The organism is Nocardia sp. NBC_00416, from assembly GCF_036032445.1.
Taxonomy (GTDB): Bacteria; Actinomycetota; Actinomycetes; order Mycobacteriales; family Mycobacteriaceae; genus Nocardia.
In genome coordinates this window covers 4,639,652-4,663,981 of sequence record NZ_CP107932.1, presented here as the reverse complement: position 1 = coordinate 4,663,981, position 24,330 = coordinate 4,639,652, and the positions used below count along the sequence as shown (strand labels likewise).

Sequence of the window (24,330 nt, the reverse complement as noted above, 5' to 3'; positions counted from 1 at the left end):
CCCGCCGCCGAGACCGTCACCACGACAATGTCGCGACGCATCCGGGCGCGGTGATCGGCTGTCGTTCGGGTTCCCGCCAGTGATTCCCTCCCCGGAGCGGACGCCACCCGCGCGCTGAACACTCGTCGACGACAAAACCCCAAATAAGTTGGACGCAAAGATGTTCGGGTGCGAATCGCCCGGTGGTGCAGGCCGATGAAGGCCCGCAACCGATGCGGTTCGGTGCGCCGCGGTGCCCGGCGGCGGGTCTCCTCGCTGCGTGCGGATGGGCGGGGTGCGTCGTCGCGGTGCGCGTAGTGCCCGCGATCCGCGGGGTGCTGGTGACCGGTCCTGTCGGTAGAGTTCGCCGTATGCGGATGAAGTCGGCCATGGTCGCGGGCGGGTTGGCGCTGACCATGCTCATGGGCTGCTCGTCTTCCGACTCCGGCGACTCCGATTCCCCCAAGGGGGCCCCGCCGAAGGTCGCTGCTCTGGGGCCGTTCGTCGGCGAGTGCGGTCACGTCACCGACAAGGAGGTTTCCGAGATCCTCGGCGGTGCGGTGTGGATGACCTATAAGAACTCCACCGGCTGCCGTTGGGAGGGCAGTGGAAGCATGACCTTCGCGAGCTACCGGGGCAGTCCGATCGGGCGGGAGCGGGCGTGGGTGTCGACCGCGGGGCGCGCACCGGAATCGATCGAGGTCGGGGGCCGTCCGGGATTTCAAGGGAGCTGGGGGACGATCTGTGATCTGGCGGTGCAGCTGGACGACGACTTCTTCGAATGGTCCCACCAGGCCGGCACCCTGGAGCCGCCCTGCGAGGCTTCGCGCAAGCTGGCCGAGCTGACCCTGCAGCGGTTGAAGTGAGTCGCGCGATGGGGAGCGCGCGGCGGGCACTGACGAGCCTGTCGGTCCTGTTCGGCTGTGTACTGGTGCTGATGTCGACCGGCTGCGGCAGCACGATCGACGGGTCGGCGGTTCCGGCGGGCGGCTCCGAACAGTTGGACGTGAACTTCGACAAGTTGCTGCGCGAATGCGAGGTCGTGGACCGGGTCACCATCGGTGAGGCGGTCGGCGGCCAGATCGCGTCCGGCGAATTCAACGGCGCCGTGTGCATGTGGCTGGTTCCCGACGCGCCGGGCGGCAACGCGATGGTTACGCTGAACTGGTACGAGAACGGCACCCTGAGCAACGAGAAGACCACCTACGGCGAACTCGGGTACACCTCCCAGATCATCGAGGTGGAGAGCTCCCAGGGTTTGGCGATCCGGCGGCCGGGTGATCCCGATTCGTGCGGGATCACCGCGAGTGCCCCGGACGCCGGGGTGGTCGGGTGGTGGGTGAACTACCATCAGGGTTCGGCACATCAGGATCCGTGTGAGCCGGTGAAGAAGCTCATGACGTTGACATTGAACCGAGCGCGGTGAGATCCGCCGGTTCCCCGCGCCGCGGCCGGTCGGTGTCCGACTGGAGTCGGCTCTGGTGATCGTGCGCTGAACGGGCCCTGTTTTGACCCTGTCAGCTACGCCCGAGTACAGTGGACGGCTGTGCCCGGAAGGATGCGGGCAAGTTCGAGCGCAGACGTAGGCCAGCGAGAGCGGCTGACGATTCCAGCGTGCCTCTGAATCGGGCCCTGAACTGCGCGCGACACGCCCGACCTCGGGACGCGAGAAACGTGGTTGGACGTGCGGGTGAAAGCTCGATGAACAGACCTGACACCGCCATAACCGATAAAAGGAAAGCCGGTCTATGCCAACCATCAACCAGCTGGTCCGTAAGGGTCGCCGAGACAAGGTCGCCAAGACCAAGACCGCGGCCCTCAAGGGGAGCCCGCAGCGGCGTGGTGTGTGCACCCGCGTGTACACCACCACCCCGAAGAAGCCGAACTCCGCGCTGCGGAAGGTCGCGCGTGTGAAGCTGACCAGCGCGGTCGAGGTCACGGCCTACATCCCCGGCGAAGGCCACAACCTGCAGGAGCACTCGATGGTGCTCGTGCGCGGCGGTCGTGTGAAGGACCTCCCCGGTGTGCGTTACAAGATCATCCGCGGCTCGCTCGACACCCAGGGTGTGAAGAACCGCAAGCAGGCCCGCAGCCGTTACGGCGCCAAGAAGGAGAAGAGCTGATATGCCTCGCAAGGGCCCCGCTCCCAAGCGTCCGCTGATCAACGACCCGGTCTACGGGTCGCCGCTGGTGACGCAACTGGTCAACAAGATCCTTCTCGACGGCAAGAAGTCCACTGCCGAGCGCATCGTGTACGGCGCGCTGGAGCAGGCGCGCGATAAGACCGGCACCGATCCGGTCGTCACCCTCAAGCGCGCGCTGGACAACGTCAAGCCGGCCCTCGAGGTCAAGCCGCGCCGCGTCGGTGGCGCCACCTACCAGGTTCCGGTCGAGGTCCGTCCCGGCCGCTCCAACACTCTCGCGCTGCGCTGGCTGGTCAACTACTCGCGGGCACGCCGCGAGAAGACCATGATCGAGCGTCTGGCCAACGAACTGCTCGACGCCAGCAACGGCCTCGGTGCTTCGGTCAAGCGTCGCGAGGACACCCACAAGATGGCCGAGTCGAACCGGGCCTTCGCGCACTACCGCTGGTGATGTCTGCCCGGCCCATCGCTCCTGGGCCGGGAGGCTTACGGAAGCGCCGCTTCCGCTTTGACAGATATGACGGCCACACGGTCGTCGGCGAAAATCCCAACTAGCTACGAGCGGGGAAGATTTCCGTGGCACAGGACGTGCTCACCGACCTGAACAAGGTCCGCAACATCGGCATCATGGCCCACATCGATGCGGGCAAGACCACTACGACCGAACGCATCCTCTTCTACACCGGTGTGAACTACAAGATCGGCGAAACCCATGACGGGGCGTCGACCACCGACTGGATGGAGCAGGAGCAGGAGCGCGGCATCACCATCACCTCCGCGGCGGTGACCTGCTTCTGGAACCAGAACCAGATCAACATCATCGACACCCCCGGCCACGTCGACTTCACCGTCGAGGTGGAGCGCAGCCTGCGTGTGCTCGATGGCGCTGTCGCCGTCTTCGACGGCAAAGAGGGCGTGGAGCCGCAGTCCGAGCAGGTGTGGCGGCAGGCCGACAAGTACGACGTGCCCCGGATCTGCTTCGTCAACAAGATGGACAAGCTCGGTGCGGATTTCTACTTCACCGTGCAGACCATCAAGGACCGTCTCGGCGCCAAGCCGCTGGTCGTCCAGTTGCCGATCGGTGCCGAGGATTCCTTCGAGGGCATCGTCGACCTGGTCGAGATGAAGGCCAAGGTCTGGACGGGCGAGACCAAGCTCGGCGAGAAGTACGAGGTCCAGGACATCCCTGCCGACCTGGTCGAGAAGGCCGAGCAGTACCGGCAGGAACTGCTGGAGACCGTCGCCGAGTCCGACGAGGCGCTGCTGGACAAGTTCTTCGGCGGCGGCGAGCTCTCGATCGACGAGATCAAGGGCGCCATCCGCAAGATGACGGTCAACTCCGAGCTCTACCCGGTGCTGTGCGGTTCGGCGTTCAAGAACAAGGGCGTGCAGCCCATGCTCGACGCCGTGATCGACTACCTGCCCTCGCCGCTGGACGTCGAGTCCGTGCAGGGTCACGCGCCGAACAAAGAGGACGAGGTTCTCACCCGTAAGCCGAGCGCCGACGAGCCGTTCGCGGCGCTGGCGTTCAAGATCGCGGTGCACCCGTTCTTCGGCAAGCTGACCTACGTCCGCGTCTACTCGGGCAAGGTCGACTCCGGTGCTCAGGTCATCAACGCGACCAAGGGCAAGAAGGAGCGCCTGGGCAAGCTGTTCCAGATGCACTCCAACAAGGAGAACCCGGTCCCCTCGGCCAGCGTCGGCCATATCTACGCGGTCATCGGCCTGAAGGACACCACCACCGGCGACACCCTGTGCGATCCGAACAACCAGATCGTGCTGGAGTCCATGACCTTCCCGGACCCGGTCATCGAGGTCTCCATCGAGCCCAAGACCAAGTCCGACCAGGAGAAGCTGGGCACCGCGATCCAGAAGCTCGCCGAGGAGGATCCGACCTTCACGGTGAAGCTGGACCAGGAGACCGGCCAGACCGTCATCGGCGGTATGGGCGAGCTCCACCTGGACATCCTGGTCGACCGGATGAAGCGCGAATTCAAGGTCGAGGCGAACGTCGGCAAGCCGCAGGTGGCCTACCGCGAGACCATCACCAAGAAGGTCGAGAAGCTCGAGTACACCCATAAGAAGCAGACGGGTGGTTCGGGTCAGTTCGCCAAGGTCATCATCGCGCTCGAGCCGTTCGTCGGCGAAGACGGCGCCACCTACGAGTTCGAGAACAAGGTCACCGGTGGCCGTGTGCCGAGGGAATACATCCCTTCGGTCGACGCGGGCGCACAGGACGCCATGCAGTACGGTGTGCTCGCCGGTTACCCGCTGGTCAACCTGAAGGTATCCCTGCTCGACGGTGCGTACCACGACGTCGACTCCTCGGAGATGGCGTTCAAGATCGCCGGCGTGCAGGCCCTCAAGGAAGCGGCCCGTAAGGCCGGTCCGGTGATCCTCGAACCGCTGATGGCGGTCGAGGTCACCACGCCCGAGGACTACATGGGCGATGTGATCGGCGACCTCAACTCCCGCCGTGGCCAGATCCAGGCCATGGAGGAACGCAGTGGTGCCCGTGTCGTCAAGGCGCTGGTTCCGCTCTCGGAGATGTTCGGCTATATCGGTGATCTGCGGTCGAGGACCCAGGGCCGGGCCAACTACTCCATGGTGTTCGACTCGTACGCGGAGGTTCCGGCCAACGTGTCGAAGGAGATCATCGCCAAGGCGACCGGCGAGTAAGTACCCCTCCGGGGCGGGTAGCTCGCCTGCCCCGGATCTCCCGGGAGTTTGTACAACCGTTATTTTCCCCGCGTAAGTGGGGATGACCCCCGCACTGCTGCAACTGCAAGCACCAACAAGTCCAGGAGGACCACACAGTGGCGAAGGCGAAGTTCGAGCGGACAAAGCCGCACGTCAACATCGGCACCATCGGTCACGTCGACCACGGCAAGACCACGCTTACCGCAGCGATCACCAAGGTGCTGGCGGAGAAGTTTCCGGATCTGAACGAGAGCTTTGCCTTCGATCAGATCGACAAGGCGCCGGAGGAGAAGGCTCGTGGTATCACGATCAACATCTCCCACGTCGAATACCAGACCGAGAAGCGCCACTACGCCCACGTAGACGCCCCCGGTCACGCCGACTACATCAAGAACATGATCACCGGTGCGGCGCAGATGGACGGCGCCATCCTGGTGGTCGCGGCCACCGACGGCCCGATGCCGCAGACCCGTGAGCACGTGCTGCTCGCCCGTCAGGTCGGCGTGCCCTACATCCTGGTCGCGCTGAACAAGTCGGACATGGTCGACGACGAGGAAATCCTCGAGCTCGTCGAGATGGAGGTCCGCGAGCTGCTGGCTTCGCAGGAGTTCGACGAGGATGCCCCCGTCGTGCGCGTCTCCGGCCTGAAGGCGCTCGAGGGCGACGCCAAGTGGAGCGAATCCATCATCGAGCTGATGAACGCGGTCGACGAGTCGATCCCGGACCCGGTCCGCGAGACCGAGCTGCCGTTCCTGATGCCGATCGAGGACGTCTTCACCATCACCGGTCGTGGCACCGTCGTCACCGGCCGTGTCGAGCGTGGCGTGATCAACCTCAACGCCGAGGTCGAGATCGTCGGCATCCGTCCGGAGAAGACCAAGACCACCATCACCGGTATCGAGATGTTCCGGAAGATGCTGGACTCCGCGCAGGCGGGCGACAACGCGGGTCTGCTGATCCGTGGCATCAAGCGCGAGGACGTGGAGCGCGGCCAGGTCGTGGTCAAGCCGGGCACCACCACCCCGCACACCGAGTTCGAGGGTCAGGCCTACATCCTGTCGAAGGACGAGGGCGGCCGCCACACCCCGTTCTTCAACAACTACCGTCCGCAGTTCTACTTCCGTACGACTGACGTGACGGGCGTTGTGACCCTGCCCGAGGGCACCGAAATGGTTATGCCCGGCGACAACACCGAGATGCTGGTCAAGCTGATCCAGCCGGTCGCCATGGACGAGGGCCTGCGTTTCGCGATCCGTGAAGGTGGCCGCACCGTCGGCGCCGGTCGGGTCACGAAGATCATCAACTGATTCTCTGAATCGCTGGAAACGGCGCCGCTCCTCAGGGGGCGGCGCCGTTTGCATTTCGGCTGCCGGCTTCAACACCGCGATCGTAGGCATCCCTGCCTTGTGTACACACTTGGGTTCACTATTGATATGTTGATCGAAACCCTGTCGGTACGTGAGGCGCGAGCAGCTATCCGGAGTGCTGGAGCGGTTTCGTCGCGGCGATCGCACCCCGGTAGGCGTCGGTTCACACCGCAGAACTGAAGCAGTTGTAGTGCCCGTCGAAGTATTCGAAGAACTGACGGCCGAACGTGCTCAATCGATACGTCGAGCAGCGGCTTCGATACGGGCCGAGGGCCTTTCGCCCAGTTCGGATGCCGACGCGATTCTTCGACAGTGGGCTCAGAGTGAGATCGGCACGGTCGAGATCCGCGAGCGTGTCCAGCGCTTGCACGGGTTGCTGTGACTGCGGATCCCTACCTGGACGCCCGCTCCGGCGTGCTGCGCAACCGTCTTGGAATTCTCGATACGGAGGTGCTGCGTCAGGTCGAATCGGACCTGAGCCTTGCCGCCCTGGCGGACCTCGGAACCCGGATTGTGCCGGGACCCTACGATCTCGCTCATCTACGGGCCTTCCACCGGGAGATCTTCGCCGATCTATACCCAAGGGCAGGTGAGGTCCGGATGGTGGGAGTCGCATAGTCCGATCCGTTTTGCCTCCCCCAGCACATCGAGCCGTATTCGGCAGATGTATTCGGCGGACTTGCGAAGGAACGGTATCTACGAGGATCGGCGCGTGCTGAGTTCATCGAACGGCTGATCCACTACTTCGCGGAAGTAAATGCCATACATCCTTTTCGAGAGGGCAACGGGCGTACACAGCGAGCTTTCTTCCGGCAGCTTTGCCATGAGGCACGGTGGGATATCGACTGGACCACACTCGATCGCGACGAAAATATGCGAGCCTCTAGCGCTTCGCTGCGTGGTGACAACACTCGCGCTCTGCGACCTTCTCGACACATTGATCGCACCAGCCTGAGCGAGAGCGATTGTCTCCGGGACATGGGTGAGCAGGCGATGTTCCGCAAGATGCTGGACTCCGCTCAGGCCGGTGACTACGCGGGTCTGCTGATCCGTGGCATCGAACGCGATGCCCTCCCAGTAACCGCGTCGATCGTTGGCGATGATCAAGCCTCGCGCTTGCAATCGCGCGATGGTTCGATGCGTCCGCCATCTGGTGAATCCGGTGTGCCGCCGGAGCTGAGCGGCGGTGAGAGGCCCGCCAGGACCACGCTCTCCCAGGCCGTCATACCCGCGTGTCGCTACGGTGCCCCCTGGGATTGGCATTCGCGGGCCGCTACTTCGGTGGACTGCGAAAGAGTGTTACCTAAGAGGACTTTCGCGGGATGAGCCCGTTGAGCGGCTGCCCGGTACTTCGCGGAAGTGAACGCCATCCATCTCCGGCGGCCACCGGGGCAGGTCGGTGAACTGAGCAACTCATGCGCCCCCGCGGGCTCGGCCTCGGCGTCATGAGCAGATGAGGTTCTCAGGTGCTGTCATCGAGGCATCGAGGTCGTCGACAGCTGCGGCCGTCGAGACCGCGGCCGGGGAGTGCAGCAGCCCGTAGCGTGACAGCGGGCAGTGAAATCGTGCGTGCCAGGTGCTTGTTCCGACTCCCCACGACGGTGACCTGCTGTTCGTGCGCCAGGGTGGCGAGTGTTGTTGCGGAACAATCTTCGCCGGTAGGAAACCGTTCGAGGCTGGGGTGCGTCAGTAGGTGTGTCGGCGCAGTTCGGACGTGATCGCCTCACTCCTCCTGGTAGGGAGGGGCCGGCAACGGCGATCACTCGGGGTTGCTTGTGATCAGAAGGGGTTTTGTTGCGATGTTCATAGAAGGCATAGGCGGTGGCGGGGAGATTCTGGCGACACGGCACGATCGGAGATCGCTGTGCGAATCGAACTGATTCTAGGGTTCCTCACCCAAGGCGGTGGCAGCTCGTAGAGGGGATTCTTACGATTTTTATGATCAACCCGATTCGGGCTGATATGGATGACAAAGAAACGGGTACGAACATGAACAAGGTCAAACTAATTATTGCTGCATCCGGCATTTTGAGTGCATCTTTTCTACCAATTCTGACTGCAACACCAGCGGCCACCGCCGACCCGGTTCCCACGCCGCTCAGCTGCAAAGGAAACCCCACCGGAGCGAAGTCCATGGAGGTGCGTTGTTTCAACTTGAGTGCGACGAATCACTATCGAGTTAGGGTTTCGATCGATTGCGGGTTCTGGCCCGATCCCGATACTACCTTCTATATTCCTCCGAACGACGATCGGCGAGAGACGCTGGAATGCGGCCCAACTGGCGATGCGCGGGGGACCTTCAAATGGGAGGTAATTCAATGATTGCTCCTAGATTTTCCGCCGGAAAGCGGATGTGAATGATGCGCAGATTATTTTCATTGATTACCCTGCTGTTCGTGGCAATTCTGATCCCCGCACTTTTCGGTGGGTATTCCAGTGCTGCACCGGCTGCGGAAAGTCCTCGATTCGAGCAGGTTGACGGATACTATCCGATTGGGCTCGGGTATTATCGTGGAGGTCCCAGCCTGGAACCCAGGCCGAATGAAGTAAAGATACGAGATGGGCTGGTCCAGACAACTCACGGGGTCTCTGTGCACCGGAATGCGGCGAAGGTAGAGCGCTTCGGAGGGGCTTATGCAATAATGAGCATTCCTGAAAGCCTGAAGGTCATCCAGCGGGGCAACGATCAAGCGCACTTCGAGATCGTCCCAGCACAACCCATGCCCATGGATGCCTATGCAACCGCGCTCCAGCAGGTGGATCTCAGACTTGCCCAGAGAGTAGAATGAATGCACATGGAATATAATGTTCGATTTCCTGAAGGCTACAGTGAACGGGAAGAATGGGAAGCCTCCGTCAAAGGCTGGGTCCAGGTGGTCGTTACCCTTTCCGATGGTCGAGGATTCCAGTTGTCGTTCTACGATCCCGTCCGACTGTCGCAGACCCTCGACGATGAGATGGCTGCTGGTAGGCCCTACGTCACTGAGCCCAATCTCGTTGTTCTAGAGGAAGTCAGCACCGCGAACATACACTCGGCGATTGCGGACATGGTCGAGCAGCAATTTTTCGAATCAGCGCTGCCGGGATGTTCCTTTTCCTGACCCGTGTGCATCGCAGCCCCGGCACGATTTGTGCCGGGGCTGCGCCCGTACCTGGATAATCGCTACCTGATGCCTGTACTGGTATCGGCCGCCTGCTGTGGGATGTCCGAGATGATCACTGTGCCAATCTCTGCCAAATAGCTCCCCGTGTCTGTGGCCCCCGGCCCAACCACGCAGTCGATCCGACAACAAGTGCGGCTATCGAGATGATCCATTGGGGCAGTGGCGTAGTGAAGCCGCGCATGTCTGTCCACGTTCCCGGAATCGAGGTGAACCACCAAGGGAGGGTCTGGATCGACCACGACACAAGTAGGCAGGTTGCCAGGGCCGCCATCCTGGGCAGGTAAGCGCCGAGCAGGAGTGCGATTCCAAAGAAGAGCCCGCAGTCACAGCCAACGCGGATCAGCCCGCCGAGCGGTACTCCTGCCACCGACATCGCGGCCGTGATCGCGACAGCGACGCATACCGCAAGGGCAACAAGCTGAGCCCTTTCACTCGCCGGTCTTCTGGAAAGCATTGCTTCTTCGTACGTTTCGCCCAGGCGTGAGCCTGTCGCCGCGATCAGGGCACAGGCCAGGAGAACAGGCACCAGACGGGCCGGGCTGATCCCCACACCTGATTCGAGCCCGTACAACCTTGGGATCTGCTGTTTTGCCAGTAGGGCCAGGGGAATGCAGACCGCTACGAACGGGATGGCATCCACGGCCGTACGCATGCGCAGGTACTGGACGGCCGCCCTCAACGAGCGCCGACCTTCGCTAGGAGGGCCGACACGGGCTCGTCGGTGCACTCGGTGACCGTGCGATATACCTGGGACATATACGAGAACTGAGCCTCGGGGGCCCATTCCGACACGGTTTCGACCGCCCGCAGTTCGGTGGTGGGAGAGCCGTCGCTCTCTGTCATACGGATACTCTCCTTGCCGAGTGCGTAGTTCCCGAGCCAGCTCATATAGACCTGCGTGAGACTCAAAAAATCCGTTCGTAACTCGGCGTCGCCGACGCAGGCGACAGGCCGATCCGATTGATGGCAGGACGGGCTGCCGACAGGCGCCCTGCCGAGGATGTTGAGGACACCGTCTTCAGGTGCGCGGAACGGGCAGATCACGCTTTCCGCAGGCGTGGTCGACGTGGAAACACTGAGCCTGCCTGGTACCGGGTAACCGGTGTTGCGCATGGCTTCGGCCAGCCGTGGCAGAACGGGCGCGAGCATGGCCAGCCGCTGTTCGTCCTCCGGCCAGGAACACACTTGCAACTGCTCCCCGCGGGTGCATACGGGTGCGGCGGCCGCGGCCCGTGGTTCGAGCCATGGCGCTCCGCCGGAAACCGCCGAGGCGAGAACGGGAACCAGCGCTGTCAGGGCGACCAGGGTAGTAGTCACTGGCCGGGTGCGCCGCATCGTGACTACCGCGATGGTCGCGGTGACCAGCAAGAGTGTGGTGACGATGCCGACAGCCAGGATTGCAGCATTCGGTGACAGTTCGACCGCATACGAACGCAACGCGGGAAGCTGTCGGGCGGCGAGCAATGGAAACAGTCGGTGGCCGTCATTCGCCATGACCGAGGCCGCCGAGAGCAGAAGTGCCGCGGCCGCGGCCGCGAAGACCGCCGCTGCTCGCCGCAGCAGAGACCCGATGGCCCAGCCCACCGTAACGGCAAACAGAAGCCACACCAGGGAGTTCACGAGGACGGCGTATTTGGGGTGCCCCGCGCCACGGTCGGCATAGCGGTAGCCGACCACTATCAGAAGGTCGATGATGAAGACGGCAAGCACTACCGAGTACATGCGAGTCACATCGCGGACGGCGATCGCCCATCCGCTTCGTGACGAAACACTCGTGCGAAGCCTTACCGGCCAGCGCTGCGAAACCCAGGCCGATATGGCTGATGCCCCTCCCCCCAGCAGCAAAGTGCAGGTCGCAACGAACACATCGACACCGGGCCAGTAGCCGCTGATCTGGCCTTTCAAATCGGAGAGCTGCAGATACGCCAACGAGAACAAGAACAGCACGGCAACGGCAGATTTGGGAAGCGGCGGACCCGCGCTCAGATAAGCGATGACGTTCTTCATGCCGAGGTGGCTTCCGCGGGCTCATCATCGACCAGATCGACATACGCTTGCGAGATCGAACCGAACTCGACTTGCAGCCGTTCCGGGGAATCATTCGCAACCAACTGGCCGTTGCTGATGATCCCGATTCTGTCGGCTGATTCGGCGTCCTCCGAGATATGCGTAGCCAATACAACGGTGACGTCGTCCGCGCCTAGTTCCTTGATCAGGGTGTTCAGTGAACGTCGCTGCCGGGGATCGAGCCCAACGGTCGGCTCATCCAAAACGAGCAGCGATGGGGAGTGCACAATTCCGGCGGCAATCAGCGCCCGCCGCTGCATCCCGCCCGACAATGTACGAATGCGATCTCGTTGGCGTGAAGTGAGGCCGACCCGCTCGAGCGCCACGTGTGCGGCCGTGCCGGCATCGCGAGTCGACAGTCCACGTAGCCAGCCACTGTACGAGACGAAATCGTGGACACGCATCGCTCTATCGACGTCTATCGACTGCGGCACCCAGCCGATACTGCGACGTATCGCCCGTAAATCGCTTGGGGCGGTCCAGGAAAGCCCGCCCATGGTGATGCTTCCGCCGGTCAACCCGAGCTGGGTGGCAATCAGGCCCAGGAGTGTCGATTTCCCGGATCCGTTGGGACCCAGCAGTACCGTGACTCCCTGACCTAATTCCCATGTGATGCCCCGCAATACCGGCCGTGCTGCATAGGAGAAGCTGACATTACTGACCATCAGGCTCACGACATCACGTCCGCTCTCTGAATCCCCGCCGTCTATCAGTTGCAGGCTAGCCGACGTACCGCACCTGCTGCTCCGCCCTGTGCATGATCTCCGTGATCAGCCCGCCGTCGACGAGTCATCGTATGGGCGTGTGCTGGACAATGCTCGACCCGCGCCACGGTTGTGGATTGCCAGTATGGGTCGCGGTCGAGGCGTCGGACCAGTTCTGATGCCGACGCGATTCTTCGACAGTGGGCTCAGGGTGAGATCGGCACGGTCGAGATCCGCGAGCGTGTCCAGCGCTTGCACGGGTTGCTGTGACTGCGGATCCCTACCTGGATGCCCGCTCCGGCGTGCTGTGCAATCGTCTGGGAGTTGCCTGATCGACGTGGAATGGTCGACCGACTCCGAGCAGCGGCTTCGACCAGCGCAGCGGGTTGACGATCCTCACCATGACTTCGGGGTGCTGATCACGTCGTTCGGCGAGGGAACCCGACCCGATAGCCGTCGTATCCGAGCTGGACGGCACTAGAAGCTCGTGCGTTGGGTGGTGCATGGCGAGGGAAGATCAATGGAGTATCAATTCTGCTCTCCGAGTTCGATGTGCGTCGAGGCGGGATGGTTACTGTGACAGGTCAGGTGACGAGTGCGATCGAATCTCGGTTGTACAGCGTCGAACTGTCACCGCCGAGATGGTATGCCGGACAACCGGATACGCGGTTTCGCGGCGGGCCGCGTAGCCGGACCGGGCCCATTGCGGTTCCAGCGTCGGCGGTCCGGGTCCGAAGAAGGCAGGACGAGATAGATGACGAACCCGCAACATCCCGATGCCGGCAATCAGCCCGGCGGATTTCCGCCCCAACCTCCCGGGGTGCCGCCTTCGCAGCCGCTCGGTGCGCAACCGCAGCCCGGGCCGTACGGGCCTGGGCAGCAGCAACCGTATGCCCCGGGCCCGCAGCATATGCAGCCTGCGTACGGGCAGCCGCCGTACGCACCGCAGCCCGGGGAACCGTACCCGCCGCAGCCCGGGGGGCCGTACGTATCGCAACCCGGGGGGCCGTACCCGCCGCAGCCCGGGGGGCCGTACCCGCCGCGATCCGGCAAGAGTCGCGGGACCGCGGTCATTGTGACGCTCGTGGTGGTCGTGCTGGTCATCGGCTTCGGTGTCGGAGGGTATTTCCTGCTGTCCGGTGGCGGCGGAACTGGTGATCCGCGCGCTGTCGCCCAGCAATTCGTGGACGGCGGAGGCGAGAACGAGGAGCTGATCTGCGCATCGGATCTCGCGAAGATCGAAGAAGCCGGAACGTCGGCGCCCCTGCCCACCGAACCCGTGACGATGCCGGACGACACCGCCGCGACGAGCGAGCTGGTCAGTGTCGATGTGCCCGAGGGCAGCGATCGAGGGACCTTCACCGTCAAGACAGACGTGACAATCGGTACGCAGAGCCACAGTCGGACCGTGGAGTACGACCTCGTCGAAGAAGACGGCGACTGGAAGGTCTGCGGCATTCTGGAGGCATCGGATCCCGGGAGCAGCGACTCCGAGGAACCGGGGAGCACCACCGACACCGACAGCAACAGCACCGGCGGCAGCGACTCCGGCGCCGCGCGTGCTGTCGCCCAGCAGTTCGTGGACAGCGACGGCACCGACAAAGCCCTGATCTGCAAAGCGGATGTGACGACGCTCGAACTGGCCGAGAAGTCGGGGTCCGGACCGGTCGAACTGCCGGATTCCCAGTATGGGACAAGGAAGATCACGAACGTCGAGGTGCCCGAAGGCAGCGATGAAGGGAGCTTCACCCTCGAACTGTTCGTGAAGGGGGGCACCTCGACGCCCTTCAAATCCCTCGACTACGACCTCGTCGAGGAAAACGGCGCCTGGAAAGTGTGCGGCGTCCTGAAGGCGTGGCTCGGTTGATGTGATCGTCCGGCGCCAACGCTGGTTGCGCACCACGCATCGGGACCGACGTGGCAGGCGGCGGTGTCCCCGATCTGTCCCTGACGGGTGTTGAGCCCCTGGCCGAGGTCACCCAGCTGTCTCGTCGAGGTCGGTGAAGCCGGCGCCCGCTCGTTCCATGGCGAGGAGCATCGCCCTCTTCAGGTCGGGGGAGGCGTGATCGGGGGTCGATGTGATCCGGTGCACCGCGGTTGCGCCGACCGCGCCGCAGGTCGCGCCCAGATGAGAGGCGACGAGCTCGGATCCCGCCGCTTCGGGAAACCGGCTGTACAGCGCGTCGAGAAGTCGTTTCTGCAGAGCCGCGAGGCGAGCGGCGAGTGACGCGGGCAGTCCGCGACTGTCCCGCATCAACTGCACCCGCAGCGGCGCGAGTGTGTCGACCCCACCTCCTGGAGCGTCGTACAGCTCGATCATTGCCCGTACCGCATCGTTGACTCCCTCCCGCGGTGTCGCATCGGGGCTGAGCTGGGCGATCGCTTCGACAGCGGCGTCACCGTAGCGTTCCAGGTAGTGGAAAAGTACGTCCTCCTTGGAGGCGAAGTGCAGGAAAAAGGTGCGCGGTGCCGCATCAGCTGCCGCCGCGATATCCGCGATCGTCGTCCGGGCGAGGCCGTCGCGAAGGAAGAGCTGGGTCGCCGCTGCGATGAGCGCTTGTCGCGTGGCCTGCTTCTTTCGTTCGCGCAGACCGCCGGCCGATGCGAGGTTTTCAGTATGCTGCATTTATGCATTATTGCAGTAATGCACTTAGTCTCATCGCATCAGGAGTGTCATGCATCTTCACGACAGGCGCACGTACGTCGTCACCGGGGCCGATAGTGGAATCGGCGCTCTGACTGCCGACCTTCTGCAACGTCGCGGCGCCCGGGTGATCCGGTGCGGCCTGGCCGACGACGCCGACGTCCGAGCCGATCTCGGGGACCGCGCGGGACGTACGGCGCTTGTGCAGGAGGTGGCTCGGCTGGCGCCCAGCGGTATCGATGGGCTCGCCCTCGTCGCCGGCATCGGCGCACCTGCCACGGCCACGGTGCGGGTCAACTATTTCGGAACCTTGGCTGTGCTGACCGGCCTGCGCCCGCTGCTACTGAGGTCCGATGCGCCGCGAGCGACGCTGATCTCCTCGGCGTCGTCACTGTCGGCGGGAGATGCCGATATCGTGACGGCCGCGCTACGCGGCGACGAGAACTCGGCGATCGCGGCCGCGGAACGCGCGATCGCGCGCGGTCGGGGCGGGGTGATCTACCGGTCGACGAAGATCGCCCTGAATCGATGGGTGCGCCGCCATGCTGGAGGTGCGGAGTGGGCGGGCAGCGGCATCCCGCTCAATGTCATCGCGCCCGGCATCGTCGACACCGAAACAGTGCGCGAGACGATGCTCGCGGAATCGGCGCAGGCCAAGATCCTCGCCGAGGCCCTGCCGCAGCCGCTCGGATTCCCGGGTCCGGTCGAGGCCGTCGCAGAGGCCGTCACCTGGACGCTTGCGCCTGCCAACTCGTTCATGGCCGGACAGATCATCTTCGTCGATGGCGGTGCCGACACCATCCTCCGCGCCGACCAGCCTTACGCAACGGGCGTGCGCTACGGGCCGCTTGCGATGGCCCGCATGATCTACTGGACCCTGCGCGCCCGCGCGCGAGCCCGGAGGGTGTCGAAGGTGACCGGCGGAGCGAGGGGACAGTAGCGACCGCCGCGGTGACTCTGCCTGAGGGCATCGAATAGTGGTGCCCGGCGAGAACACCGAGATACCGGTCGAGCTGATCCAGTCGGCCGCCATGGGCGAGGGTTCGCGCGCCGCGAGGTTGCCACACCGTTCGGGACCGGTATCGTCCGGGCAACCGGCTCAGCAAGGGCGGAAGGGGGGAGTCGGTGACGAGTCCGTTGCAGGTCGATATCGATGTATTGACGAAAACCGTTACTGCACTGAGGAATTCGCAGCAGGTTCTCGAGGACGCGCTGAAGGCGATGGCTGATGTGGGAGCCGCCAGCATCGGCACCCAGACACTCGATGACGCAGCCGACAGTTTTCAGCGGCGCGCGTGGGTCGGGCTGAAGGGAGTGGACGATCTCGGCCGAATGGGGGAATGCTGCACACCTGGACGGTCAGCGCACACGACCCGGGCCTGGTAGCCGATCTCGCGAGCAAGCAGCTCGATTCGGCACTCGGCGCCGTGGCGGCGAGCGGACCGGTCACCAAGATCGTCGGAGCGGGGACGGAAATCGCGGGATTGGTATCCGGCACAACCAATGTCGTCTCCAGCACCACTCATCGAATACTGCAGGCGGCCGATCTGTCCGGCACCCACGGTGTTCCCAGCTCCGCGCCGGCCATCGCGATCCTGACCAGGGCCAGTTCGTCTGTGCAGAAGCTGGCCGGTCTCGGGGCGGAGGACTAGCGAGCGAAATGCCGGACGACAAGCTACGCCCCGCGCCGACCCTCGGTATCGATATTCCGCCCGGATACAACGAAATCCCGCTCGGCGACCTCGACACTCTCCTGGAGTCCGCCCGAGTAATGCTCGCCGACGCCGTTCCCGCCGCTATGCGTGACGATGTGCCGAATGTGCTCGGCGCGCTGCATTTCATGCCAGCCTCGCTGGCCGCGAACAATGCTCTGTACTGCGGTTTCGGTACGCACCTCACTGCGGATGCCGAGCGGGTCGCCGTCTCGTGGCTGACTGTCTCCTCGTTCGAGTACGGCGAGGAACGGAACCCGAGGCTGGTACTCGGTGACCTCGTTACTGCCAAAGCCGACCGGAAAGCGCAGGGGTATCTGACGATTGTGGAGACACCGGCTGTTCCGGTCCTCTATTTCGAGTGGAGCGAAAAGCATCCGGTACCGGATATCGCGAGCTATCCGGTACCGGGGCCTCGTCGGAGGTATTCCAGATCGAAGTGACAATACCTTCCGGGGACGGTACTTCGATCGCCGTGGTGGAACTGTCTACTGCCGATCCCGAAGCCGGGCCGCAGTACCGCGGGATGGTTTTCGATATGGCGGCATCGGTGGTGTTCGCGCCGCCGCCACCGGATAGGGAGAGTTCGAGTCTTGCGCTCTGACGAACGTGCGGCGATCGATGCCATCCTCCAACACTGGCCCTTGCGCTCGTACAAGTACAAGTACGGCCATTGGGTGTACGAAGAGCGAATACCGTTGTGGTACTGGTCGGTAGCTCTGCTCACCGATATCGCGGTGACGCGGAAATCGTGGAAGCGCTCCTATACGACCGTTGCGATTTGCGATCCGGCGACCGGCGCCCCGCTCGGAGTATTGGACTGGCGGTTGTCCGCCGGTCCGGGCCGACGGCTCTTGGCGGCACATGACGGGGAGGTCGAATTCGCCGGGGACCCGTACCGCTTCAAGCACGGAGCCTGGGTCCGGCGGCCCCGCCGACGGCCGTCCCGGCGAAGCGGCGAACACTACGAATGGGTGACTTCGTATGACACTCCGCTCCACTTGAGCAGCAGGTACGGCGATATCGCTGGTGAAGTGGCGACGCCGCTCGACCACTCGTTCACCGGATGGGTTCTGTTCGCGGGCGACCCCCGCCTCATCGGTGTCTGCCGTGACCCCCGGGACAAGAAGCACCGCGTATGGTTCACCCACTCCACAGATCTCACCAGGGAAGACGCGGTTCGCCTCGGGCTCTCGCTCACCGCGAGCTCGCCGCTCCCCAGCTCTCCGGAACCGCACTCCAGCGCAACACGTTGGATCGCCGACTATACGGCGGAGGACAACTCCGTCGACTGGCAGTCGACACGTTCACGGCGTGCCCTGGGCAAGATCAACGCGGCCATGGCCGCACGGGTCCCCGACCATACCCACGTGCAATGGTGGGACCGGTCCCGCCGCCGGACGAGGGTCTGGGATCTGGTGGGAAACAACAGCGGATCTTCCTGAACAGGCCACGCGCGACTCGCGGGCGGCCTGCGGCAAGGCGTTCGCGAACTTCACCATCTCGGCCGGTCCGCTCACTGGTCAGAGGCGGATGTTCTCCAGGTCATGGAGAAGGCTGGGGTGTTGGGGTTTCCAGCCGAGCGACTGCTGGGTGTGGGTGCTGGATGCGGGTTGGTCGGTGGCGAAGATGGGGCCGAGGGGGCCATAGGTTTCTTCCGGTACCGACTCGACCGGTACGCCCAGTCGGCGGCCGATGACCTCTGCGATGTCGCGCACCCTGTCTCCCTCGTCGGCTACGGCGTGCCAGGAGGTGCCGGGTTCGGCCTGTTCCAGGGCGAGCCGGAAGAGGACGGCCGCGTCGAGGGCGTGGACGGCCGGCCAGCGCTGGGTGCCGTCGCCCGGATAGCCGGATACGCCGGTTCGGCGGGCGATACCGGTCAACATGCCGGCGAAACCGCCGTCGCCGTGGTTGTGGACGGTGCGTGGCATGCGGACGGCGGTGCTCCGGACCCCGCGCGAGGCCAGGCCCAGGATTGCCGTAACCGCCCGACTACGGCCGCCGACCGGTCCGTCGGTCGGTATCGGGTCGGCCTCGGTGGAGGCTCGGCCCTCCACACGGGGGGTGCCCGCGACGGTGACCAAGGGGCGGTCGCTGCCGACGAGTGCCTCGCCGAGCGCCGCGAGGGCGGCGCTTTCCTCGGCGACCGCCGCCGCCAGGGCGTCGGGGCTGCTGAAATCGTTGCCGAAGGCCAGGTGGATGACCCCGTCGGCGCGGGCGGCGCCGGTGCGGAGGGCGTCCAGATCGGCGAGCGAGCCGCGCAGCGGTTCGGCGCCGGCGGCCTCGGCAGCCTGTGCCGAGGTGGCGGAGCGGGTGAGCGCGAGGACGGTGTGACCTCTGCCGAGCAGTTCGGCGACGACTGCGGATCCGATGAGGCCGGTGCCGCCGGTGACGAATACGTGCATGGACCTTCCCTTCAATGTGATGGGACTTCTATCCCATCACTGTAGCGCCGTGACGGGACAATGGTGCCGTCACCTAGTATGGACCCATGGCTCGATGGCAACCCGGAGCGCGCGAACGGCTTGTCGTGGCGGCCGTCGACCTGTTCATCGGGCAGGGATACGACGCTACGACGGTCGCGCAGATCGCCGAGCGCGCCGGGGTCACCAAAAGCACCTTCTTCCGGCACTTCCCCGATAAGCGTGAGCTGCTGGTAGCGGGCCAGGAAACGTTGAGCCGGTTGTTGGCCGAGGGGATCGCCGCGGCGCCCGGTGCCGCCAGTCCACTCGAGGCGGTCGCCGCCGGTCTCGAACGCGCCTCGACTGCGATGGGACCCGGGAGCCGCGAACTCGCCCCGCGCCTGCGGGCGGCTGTCGCCGCCAGCACGGAGCTGCAGGAGCGGGAGGCCCTCAAGAGCGTCGGTCTCGCGGCTGCCATGACCACCGCCCTGGTCGCCCGCGGTGTCCCCGATCCGACCGCGGCCCTCGGGAGTGAGCTGGGCGTTCTCGCTTTCAAGCGCGGGTACGCCCAATGGTCCGAGGACGATGATGATGCGGAAGACGGGCTCGCCGGACACATCCTGCGGGCCCTGGACGAGTTACGTGCGGCGAGCGCCTCTCTGGGCTGACCGGTGGCCCCGGGGGACTCTCGTGCGAAACCTGTTCCCACCGCGCCGGCCGTTGCCATTGCCCTGGGCGAAGAGTCCTTTCGGCGTCGCCCGGAAAATCGGTCGACGGGGGCTCTGCCGGTGGGGTAGACATACCGGCATGGTTCTGGAGCATCCGCAGCGGCGGTAGGTGGCGTGGGAGAGCGCAGGCCTGTCGCCTGACGCTCGTGCCGGACGCGGAACGCATCGATGGCGAGTGTCGCCCTGTTGGCGAATCACATTGATGAAAAGAGAAAGTCATGCGAAAGCGCGACGAGCCGGCCCGGGTCCGCAATATCGGAATCATGGCGCACATCGATGCCGGTAAGACCACCGTCACCGAGCGAATACTTTTTTACACGGGCGTCACCCATAAACTCGGCGAAGTACACGATGGCAGTGCGGTGATGGATTCGACGGCGCAGGAGCGGGAACGCGGTATCACCATTTCCGCCGCGGCCACCACCTGCACCTGGAACGAGCATCGCATCACGATTCTGGATACGCCGGGCCATGTCGATTTCACCGCCGAGGTGGAGCGGTCGCTGCGGATACTGGACGGGGCGATAGCGGTTTTCGACGCCAAAGAGGGCGTGGAACCGCAGTCGGAACAGGTATGGCGGCAGGCCGACCGGTACGGTGTCCCGCGAATCTGTTTCGTCAACAAGATGGACAAGGTCGGCGCCGATTTCGAAGCCACCGTGCGCAGTATCGGCGAACGCCTCGGAGCGAGGGCGCCGGTACTGCAACTGCCGATCGGAAGCGAGGGCGGGTTCACGGGCGTCGTGGATCTCGTCGGCATGCGGGCGATGATCTGGAGCGACGCCGATACGCACGGTGCGACCTACGCCGAACGCGATATTCCGGCCGGCCTGACGGATATCGCAGCCCGCTATCGGCGCGAGCTTCTGGAGACCATTGCCGAATCCGACGAGTTTCTGCTGGAGAAATTCGTTGCGGGAGAGGAATTCACCGTGCCCGAGATCAAGGACGCGGTGCGGCGAATGACACTGCGCGGGGAGTTCTGTCCCGTGCTGTGTGGTTCCGCACTCGGGAACATCGGGGTGCAACCGCTGCTGGACGCTGTGGTCGACTACCTGCCGTCACCGGCCGACGCCGAAGCAGTGACCGGCTGGTCACCCGACGCCGGTGGGCAATCGGTGCGGCGATACGCCGACAGCGCCGAGCCGTTCTCCGCCTTGGCCTTCAAGGTCTCCGCGCATCCGTTCTTCGGCAAGCTGACCTACATCCGGGTGTATTCCGGTTGCCTGGAAACCGGCGTGGTGGTGCTCAACTCGACCAGCGGGAGAAAGGAGCGGGTGAACAAGCTGTTCCGGATGCACGCCGATGCCGAGCAGCCACTGGACCGAGCCGGTGCCGGCGAAATCTGCGCGGTGATCGGCCTGAAGGACACCACCACCGGTGACACCCTGTGCGATCCGAACAACCGGATCGTGCTGGGCTCGATCGTGTTTCCCGAACCCGTCGTGGCGGTCGCGGTGCAGGCGCAGACCCGGCAGGACCAGCAGCGGCTGAGTGCAGCAGTGCAGACACTGGGCGCCGAGGACCCGAGCCTTACCGTGCGGATCGATCCGGAGACGGGGCAGACCGTGCTCGGCGGTATGGGTGAGTTGCACCTCGAAGTCGTGGCGCAGCGATTGCGGACCGAGTTCGGGCTCGCGGTGGCACTGGGCGAACCGCGTGTCGCATACCGCGAAACCATCTCTCGCGGCTGCCGGGTGGAACACACCCACCGGAAGCAGAACGGCGGGTCGGGGCAGTACGCCAAGGTGGTGTTGGCGGTGGAGCCGCTGATGGCGGGCGCGGACGTGACCTACGAATTCGAATCCCGGGTGATCGGCGGCCGGGTGCCGAAGGAGTACCTGCCGGCGGTCGATGCCGGCGCCCAGGACGCGCTCGACTGCGGTGTGGTGGCCGGATACCCGGTGCAGGGCGTGCGGGTGGTGTTGCTCGACGGTGCCGTCCACAGTCGGGATTCGTCCGATCTCGCCTTCCGCATCGCGGCCGCCGACGCGGTCCGTCAGGCGTTGACGCAGGCGGAACCGATGCTGCTGGAACCGGTGATGCGCGCCGAGGTCAGTACGCCCGCCGAGTACCTGGGCGCGGTACTTGCCGACCTGAACTCGCGGCGGGGCCGGATTCGGTCGACGGCCGAACGGAGCGGTTCGACGGTGGTCGAAGCGCTGATCCCGCTGGCGGAGACGTTCGGCTATATCGGTGTGCTGCGGTCGAAGACCAAGGGGCGGGCGAGTTTCGCCATGGTCTTCGACCGCTATGAGCCGGTTCCGAAGTCCGTGATGGATCGGCGGCCGGGTATCGGTTGATCGAGTGCGGTAGCGCCGTCGTCGTCTGTGGCGGCGCTACCGCTCACGGGAGACCAGCCGACCCCGCGGTGAACGGCCGCGCCATCATCGCGCGCCGGACCCGCAGGGGTTCCGCGCCGGCGCGCGGCTCGGTATCAGGACTCGCGGGCGGCCTGCAGCAGGGCGTTCGCGAACTTCACCATCTGGGCCGGTCCGCCGTACCAGGCGGAAACCGCTGAGAGTACGGCGGCCCGGGCATCACGTGCCGCGCGCGCGACCTCGGCGGCCGATACCTCGCCCGCTTCGGCTTGGCCGGCCAGGACCTCGAGATCGTCACTCGCGGTCAGCAAACGCATGATGAGGTGGATGTCTATATCGGCGCCTTCCTCGGTGCGGCTGTGCCGGGACGCGGTGTCGGGCGCGGGAGCCGGGGGCCTGGCCCCGGTCAGTTCCGCCGGGGCCGCTGTGGTCGCGGCGGCCTCGGGCAGTTCCGGTTCCGGCCGGTCCGGCAGTGGGGTCTGCGCGGCCTCGGCGGCCTCCCGTGCGCGCCGGGAGCGGCGCGTTTCCAGCGGCGGACGGGAATCGCCCTCGTGCTCGTCGGACGCGATCTCGGTGGTCTCGTCCGGTACCAGTGCGAGTGGCGCCACCTCCGCCGGCCGGTACGTCGCGGGAGACTCGACGGCCGCCTCCGGCTCGGCCGGATCGGCCGGTTCTTCGGATCCGGCATGCCGGGACGGACCGGATTCCTGCTCGGATTCCAGGATCCGGGTGAGTATCTCGGCCACCGGAGCGGTACCGGATTCGTCGCCGGGATCGATACCGTGCGCGGGTTCGGGATCGAGCAGCCGGTCGAGTATCGGAGTGCTGTCCGCCGGTGGCGCCAGGCGCGGCGGCGCGAGGGTCTCCGCGTCCACGGCCGGTGCGGCCTCGTCCAGCGGGCCGACTATTCGCAACGACGCGGCTTCGTGGGATCGACCACCGGAACCGGAGGTCTCGTCGTCGGTGGTGTAGCGGGCGACGGACCGAGGCAACCGGCGCGGAGCCGCGAGCTCGTGATCTCCCTCCGAACCATCCGGACCGGCGGCGGTTTCGATCGGGTAGGCCGGTTCCGGTTCCACGGGAGCGCTCCGGGTCAGCGGATCGTGGGCGGTCGCGGGCCCCGGATCCGGCTCGTCGGCTGGGGCGGGGGCGTGCCGGGCCGCGGACCGGGGCAGGCGGCGGGCGGTGCCCGGGGCAGCCGCCGGTTCATCCTCGGTGCCCGGCGCGGAAGTACCGCGCGCACGTGGACTGCGGGTGGGCAGCCCACGTGACGGCAACTCCGGGCGTGGAGCGGGATCGGCTTCGAAGGAGTCGGCCGCATGACCGCTCGGAATTCGCGGCAGCTCATGGGAGTCGGTCGTCTCGGACGCGGAACTCTGCTCGTATCCGGGAGTGTGCTGATCCTCGAACGGGTTGAATGCTTCGGCGGGCTCGGCGGATTCGGTCAGATCGAGTTTGCGGCGACGGCCCCCGGTTTCCAGCTGCTGCGGTACCGGTTCCTCGCCGATCGAACTGAGCCAGCTCGGCAGCGAACCGGTGTCCGGGGACGACCCGTTGAACGAATCGGCCTCCGGCGCCGCCGCGTGATAGGACGGTGAACTCCCGGTTTCGGGCGCGGGCGGGTAGCCGTACGCCGCCGCTTCCGGTGTGCCGGCCGCCGGCAGCTGGGTCGTCGCGACGCCGGACAGTGAATCGGGTGCCGGTAGACCGTGTCCGCCCGACGGAACCGTCGGGTCGGTGGCGGGCAGCGGTTCCGCGGAGTGCGCCGCGCCCGGTTGCGAGATACGCGGCATCGCCGCGGAATCGGCCTGTCCGTGGGCTCCGCTCGGGGAGCCGTGCCGGGTGGACAGGGCGGCCGTATCGAGGCCGTTGGGGTCGTCGGGAGGTGCGGGGAAGGGGGACGGGTCCGACGGCGAGGTGCTGAAACGGGAATCCGGGTCCTGACTGTCCGACGTCATGACCTGGACGGCGGCGTCACCGATGACACCGGAGGTGTTCCAGGCGGCGAACGGGTCCATTGCCGCCGATCCGCCTGTGCTGTGCTGGTTCTGTGTCGGGGTGGACGGCGGTGCGGGGGTCCACGTGTAACCGTGATCCGGGATGGAATCGGAGCGGTGCGTGGCGCCGTTCGAGCCATTCGCCGCTTCGAATCCGTTCGATCCGAAGCCGGCGAAGCCCCTCGACTCGGAGTTCACTTGCGCGCGACCGTACTCCTCCGGGCGGCCGCGACGTTCGTCTCCGAGGCTGGCATTTTCGGCATCCATGGGCCCATTCTTACCCGCCGGGGTGGTTTTCGTTCTAGTGTGCGAAGCTCTCCACCGCTGCCCGAGCCGCCCGGGGTGACCAGTATTACACCTGCCCCGAAGCCTTCGGATGCGCGTATCCGGGTCCGGGCCAT

Annotated in this window: 22 protein-coding genes and 2 pseudogenes; 18 read left to right on the top strand and 6 right to left on the bottom strand. The window is 65.1% G+C overall.

Features of this window, described 5'->3' with window-relative positions:
• The first annotated feature begins 350 nt into the window (after positions 1-350).
• From OG804_RS19865 to OG804_RS32390, 8 genes and pseudogenes are all read left to right on the top strand, one after another.
• Positions 351-845: a DUF3558 domain-containing protein gene (locus OG804_RS19865; RefSeq protein WP_328388660.1), complete on the top strand. Its 495-nt coding sequence runs from the start codon at positions 351-353 to the stop codon at positions 843-845.
• A gap of 8 nt (positions 846-853) precedes the next feature.
• Positions 854-1,405, top strand: coding sequence for a DUF3558 domain-containing protein (locus OG804_RS19860; RefSeq protein WP_328388658.1), 552 nt, complete (start codon positions 854-856; stop codon positions 1,403-1,405).
• 322 nt (positions 1,406-1,727) lie between these two features.
• Positions 1,728-2,102, top strand: coding sequence for a 30S ribosomal protein S12 (gene rpsL, locus OG804_RS19855; RefSeq protein WP_030525247.1), 375 nt, complete (start codon positions 1,728-1,730; stop codon positions 2,100-2,102).
• Between the two features lies 1 nt (position 2,103).
• Positions 2,104-2,574, top strand: a complete 471-nt coding sequence (rpsG, locus tag OG804_RS19850; RefSeq protein ID WP_063000274.1) for a 30S ribosomal protein S7 — start codon at positions 2,104-2,106, stop codon at positions 2,572-2,574.
• Positions 2,575-2,699: 125 nt separating this feature from the next.
• Positions 2,700-4,802 (top strand): elongation factor G, encoded by a 2,103-nt coding sequence (gene fusA / locus OG804_RS19845; protein ID WP_328388648.1) that lies wholly within the window; start codon positions 2,700-2,702, stop codon positions 4,800-4,802.
• A gap of 137 nt (positions 4,803-4,939) precedes the next feature.
• Positions 4,940-6,130 carry an elongation factor Tu gene (gene tuf / locus OG804_RS19840; RefSeq protein ID WP_328388646.1) on the top strand — a complete coding sequence of 397 codons (1,191 nt, stop codon included), beginning with the start codon at positions 4,940-4,942 and terminating at the stop codon, positions 6,128-6,130.
• 438 nt (positions 6,131-6,568) lie between these two features.
• Positions 6,569-6,808 carry a hypothetical protein gene (locus tag OG804_RS19835; RefSeq protein ID WP_328388644.1) on the top strand — a complete coding sequence of 80 codons (240 nt, stop codon included), beginning with the start codon at positions 6,569-6,571 and terminating at the stop codon, positions 6,806-6,808.
• Positions 6,809-6,835: 27 nt separating this feature from the next.
• Positions 6,836-6,949 (top strand): annotated as a pseudogene (locus OG804_RS32390) (hypothetical protein); the annotation flags it as partial.
• A 351-nt stretch (positions 6,950-7,300) separates the two neighbouring features.
• On the opposite strand, the pseudogene OG804_RS32385 reads toward OG804_RS32390, so the two are convergent.
• Positions 7,301-7,453 (bottom strand): annotated as a pseudogene (locus OG804_RS32385) (hypothetical protein); the annotation flags it as partial.
• A 675-nt stretch (positions 7,454-8,128) separates the two neighbouring features.
• Here OG804_RS32385 and OG804_RS19825 point away from each other — a divergent pair.
• The 3 genes from OG804_RS19825 to OG804_RS19815 all read left to right on the top strand — a co-directional run bounded on the left by OG804_RS19825 (position 8,129) and on the right by OG804_RS19815 (position 9,291).
• Complete coding sequence (locus OG804_RS19825; RefSeq protein WP_328388642.1) at positions 8,129-8,512, top strand: hypothetical protein; 384 nt, start codon at positions 8,129-8,131, stop codon at positions 8,510-8,512.
• 74 nt (positions 8,513-8,586) lie between these two features.
• The gene (locus OG804_RS19820) at positions 8,587-8,979 is read left to right on the top strand and encodes a hypothetical protein (protein ID WP_328388640.1); all 393 of its coding nucleotides are present in this window, start codon (positions 8,587-8,589) and stop codon (positions 8,977-8,979) included.
• Positions 8,980-8,985: 6 nt separating this feature from the next.
• On the top strand, positions 8,986-9,291 hold the full coding sequence (locus OG804_RS19815; RefSeq protein WP_328388638.1) for a hypothetical protein: 306 nt from the start codon (positions 8,986-8,988) through the stop codon (positions 9,289-9,291).
• 738 nt (positions 9,292-10,029) lie between these two features.
• On the opposite strand, the gene OG804_RS19810 is transcribed toward OG804_RS19815, so the two are convergent.
• Together OG804_RS19810 and OG804_RS19805 are read right to left on the bottom strand one after the other, a co-directional pair.
• The gene (locus OG804_RS19810) at positions 10,030-11,361 is read right to left on the bottom strand and encodes a hypothetical protein (RefSeq protein ID WP_328388636.1); all 1,332 of its coding nucleotides are present in this window, start codon (positions 11,359-11,361) and stop codon (positions 10,030-10,032) included.
• Positions 11,358-12,086 (bottom strand): ABC transporter ATP-binding protein, encoded by a 729-nt coding sequence (locus OG804_RS19805; RefSeq protein ID WP_328398543.1) that lies wholly within the window; start codon positions 12,084-12,086, stop codon positions 11,358-11,360. Before OG804_RS19805 ends, OG804_RS19810 begins: the two co-directional genes overlap by 4 nt.
• 1,123 nt (positions 12,087-13,209) lie before the next feature.
• Between OG804_RS19805 and OG804_RS19800 the strand changes: the two genes are divergently transcribed.
• Positions 13,210-13,992, top strand: coding sequence for a hypothetical protein (locus tag OG804_RS19800; RefSeq protein ID WP_328388634.1), 783 nt, complete (start codon positions 13,210-13,212; stop codon positions 13,990-13,992).
• Between the two features lie 108 nt (positions 13,993-14,100).
• Here the strand turns inward: OG804_RS19800 and OG804_RS19795 are convergent, their stop codons facing one another.
• Positions 14,101-14,751 carry a TetR/AcrR family transcriptional regulator gene (locus OG804_RS19795; protein ID WP_328388632.1) on the bottom strand — a complete coding sequence of 217 codons (651 nt, stop codon included), beginning with the start codon at positions 14,749-14,751 and terminating at the stop codon, positions 14,101-14,103.
• Positions 14,752-14,800: 49 nt separating this feature from the next.
• Between OG804_RS19795 and OG804_RS19790 the strand changes: the two genes are divergently transcribed.
• The 4 genes from OG804_RS19790 (at position 14,801) to OG804_RS19775 (ending at position 17,926) form a co-directional block, all read left to right on the top strand.
• Entirely contained in the window at positions 14,801-15,709 is a 909-nt protein-coding gene (locus OG804_RS19790) for an SDR family oxidoreductase (RefSeq protein ID WP_328388630.1), read from the top strand.
• Positions 15,710-16,109: 400 nt separating this feature from the next.
• Positions 16,110-16,421: a hypothetical protein gene (locus OG804_RS19785; protein ID WP_328388628.1), complete on the top strand. Its 312-nt coding sequence runs from the start codon at positions 16,110-16,112 to the stop codon at positions 16,419-16,421.
• Positions 16,422-16,429: 8 nt separating this feature from the next.
• The gene (locus OG804_RS19780; protein WP_328388626.1) at positions 16,430-16,924 is read left to right on the top strand and encodes a hypothetical protein; all 495 of its coding nucleotides are present in this window, start codon (positions 16,430-16,432) and stop codon (positions 16,922-16,924) included.
• A 150-nt stretch (positions 16,925-17,074) separates the two neighbouring features.
• Entirely contained in the window at positions 17,075-17,926 is an 852-nt protein-coding gene (locus OG804_RS19775) for a hypothetical protein (protein ID WP_328388624.1), read from the top strand.
• Positions 17,927-18,004: 78 nt separating this feature from the next.
• Here OG804_RS19775 and OG804_RS19770 read toward each other — a convergent pair whose 3' ends face one another.
• Positions 18,005-18,886, bottom strand: a complete 882-nt coding sequence (locus tag OG804_RS19770) for an SDR family oxidoreductase (RefSeq protein WP_328388622.1) — start codon at positions 18,884-18,886, stop codon at positions 18,005-18,007.
• An 86-nt stretch (positions 18,887-18,972) separates the two neighbouring features.
• Between OG804_RS19770 and OG804_RS19765 the strand changes: the two genes are divergently transcribed.
• Entirely contained in the window at positions 18,973-19,551 is a 579-nt protein-coding gene (locus OG804_RS19765; RefSeq protein ID WP_328388619.1) for a TetR/AcrR family transcriptional regulator, read from the top strand.
• Between the two features lie 278 nt (positions 19,552-19,829).
• Positions 19,830-21,914, top strand: coding sequence for an elongation factor G (gene fusA / locus OG804_RS19760; RefSeq protein WP_328388617.1), 2,085 nt, complete (start codon positions 19,830-19,832; stop codon positions 21,912-21,914).
• A gap of 134 nt (positions 21,915-22,048) precedes the next feature.
• On the opposite strand, the gene OG804_RS19755 is transcribed toward fusA (OG804_RS19760), so the two are convergent.
• A complete protein-coding gene (locus tag OG804_RS19755; RefSeq protein ID WP_328388615.1) occupies positions 22,049-24,196 on the bottom strand; it encodes a hypothetical protein in 2,148 nt (715 codons plus the stop codon).
• Positions 24,197-24,330: the final 134 nt, after the last annotated feature.

What these genes read in the sequence shown, in the direction of transcription:
- OG804_RS19795 (WP_328388632.1), bottom strand. Translation starts at nt 14,751, where the DNA reads ATGCAGCATACTGAAAACCTCGCATCGGCCGGCGGTCTGCGCGAACGA.
- rpsL (WP_030525247.1), top strand. Translation starts at nt 1,728, where the DNA reads ATGCCAACCATCAACCAGCTGGTCCGTAAGGGTCGCCGAGACAAGGTC.
- OG804_RS19815 (WP_328388638.1), top strand. Translation starts at nt 8,986, where the DNA reads ATGGAATATAATGTTCGATTTCCTGAAGGCTACAGTGAACGGGAAGAA.
- OG804_RS19790 (WP_328388630.1), top strand. Translation starts at nt 14,801, where the DNA reads ATGCATCTTCACGACAGGCGCACGTACGTCGTCACCGGGGCCGATAGT.
- OG804_RS19860 (WP_328388658.1), top strand. Translation starts at nt 854, where the DNA reads ATGGGGAGCGCGCGGCGGGCACTGACGAGCCTGTCGGTCCTGTTCGGC.
- OG804_RS19770 (WP_328388622.1), bottom strand. Translation starts at nt 18,886, where the DNA reads ATGCACGTATTCGTCACCGGCGGCACCGGCCTCATCGGATCCGCAGTC.
- OG804_RS19765 (WP_328388619.1), top strand. Translation starts at nt 18,973, where the DNA reads ATGGCTCGATGGCAACCCGGAGCGCGCGAACGGCTTGTCGTGGCGGCC.
- fusA (WP_328388617.1), top strand. Translation starts at nt 19,830, where the DNA reads ATGCGAAAGCGCGACGAGCCGGCCCGGGTCCGCAATATCGGAATCATG.
- OG804_RS19805 (WP_328398543.1), bottom strand. Translation starts at nt 12,086, where the DNA reads ATGGTCAGTAATGTCAGCTTCTCCTATGCAGCACGGCCGGTATTGCGG.
- OG804_RS19780 (WP_328388626.1), top strand. Translation starts at nt 16,430, where the DNA reads ATGCCGGACGACAAGCTACGCCCCGCGCCGACCCTCGGTATCGATATT.
- OG804_RS19755 (WP_328388615.1), bottom strand. Translation starts at nt 24,196, where the DNA reads ATGGATGCCGAAAATGCCAGCCTCGGAGACGAACGTCGCGGCCGCCCG.
- OG804_RS19810 (WP_328388636.1), bottom strand. Translation starts at nt 11,361, where the DNA reads ATGAAGAACGTCATCGCTTATCTGAGCGCGGGTCCGCCGCTTCCCAAA.
- OG804_RS19785 (WP_328388628.1), top strand. Translation starts at nt 16,110, where the DNA reads ATGCTGCACACCTGGACGGTCAGCGCACACGACCCGGGCCTGGTAGCC.
- rpsG (WP_063000274.1), top strand. Translation starts at nt 2,104, where the DNA reads ATGCCTCGCAAGGGCCCCGCTCCCAAGCGTCCGCTGATCAACGACCCG.
- OG804_RS19865 (WP_328388660.1), top strand. Translation starts at nt 351, where the DNA reads ATGCGGATGAAGTCGGCCATGGTCGCGGGCGGGTTGGCGCTGACCATG.
- OG804_RS19825 (WP_328388642.1), top strand. Translation starts at nt 8,129, where the DNA reads ATGATCAACCCGATTCGGGCTGATATGGATGACAAAGAAACGGGTACG.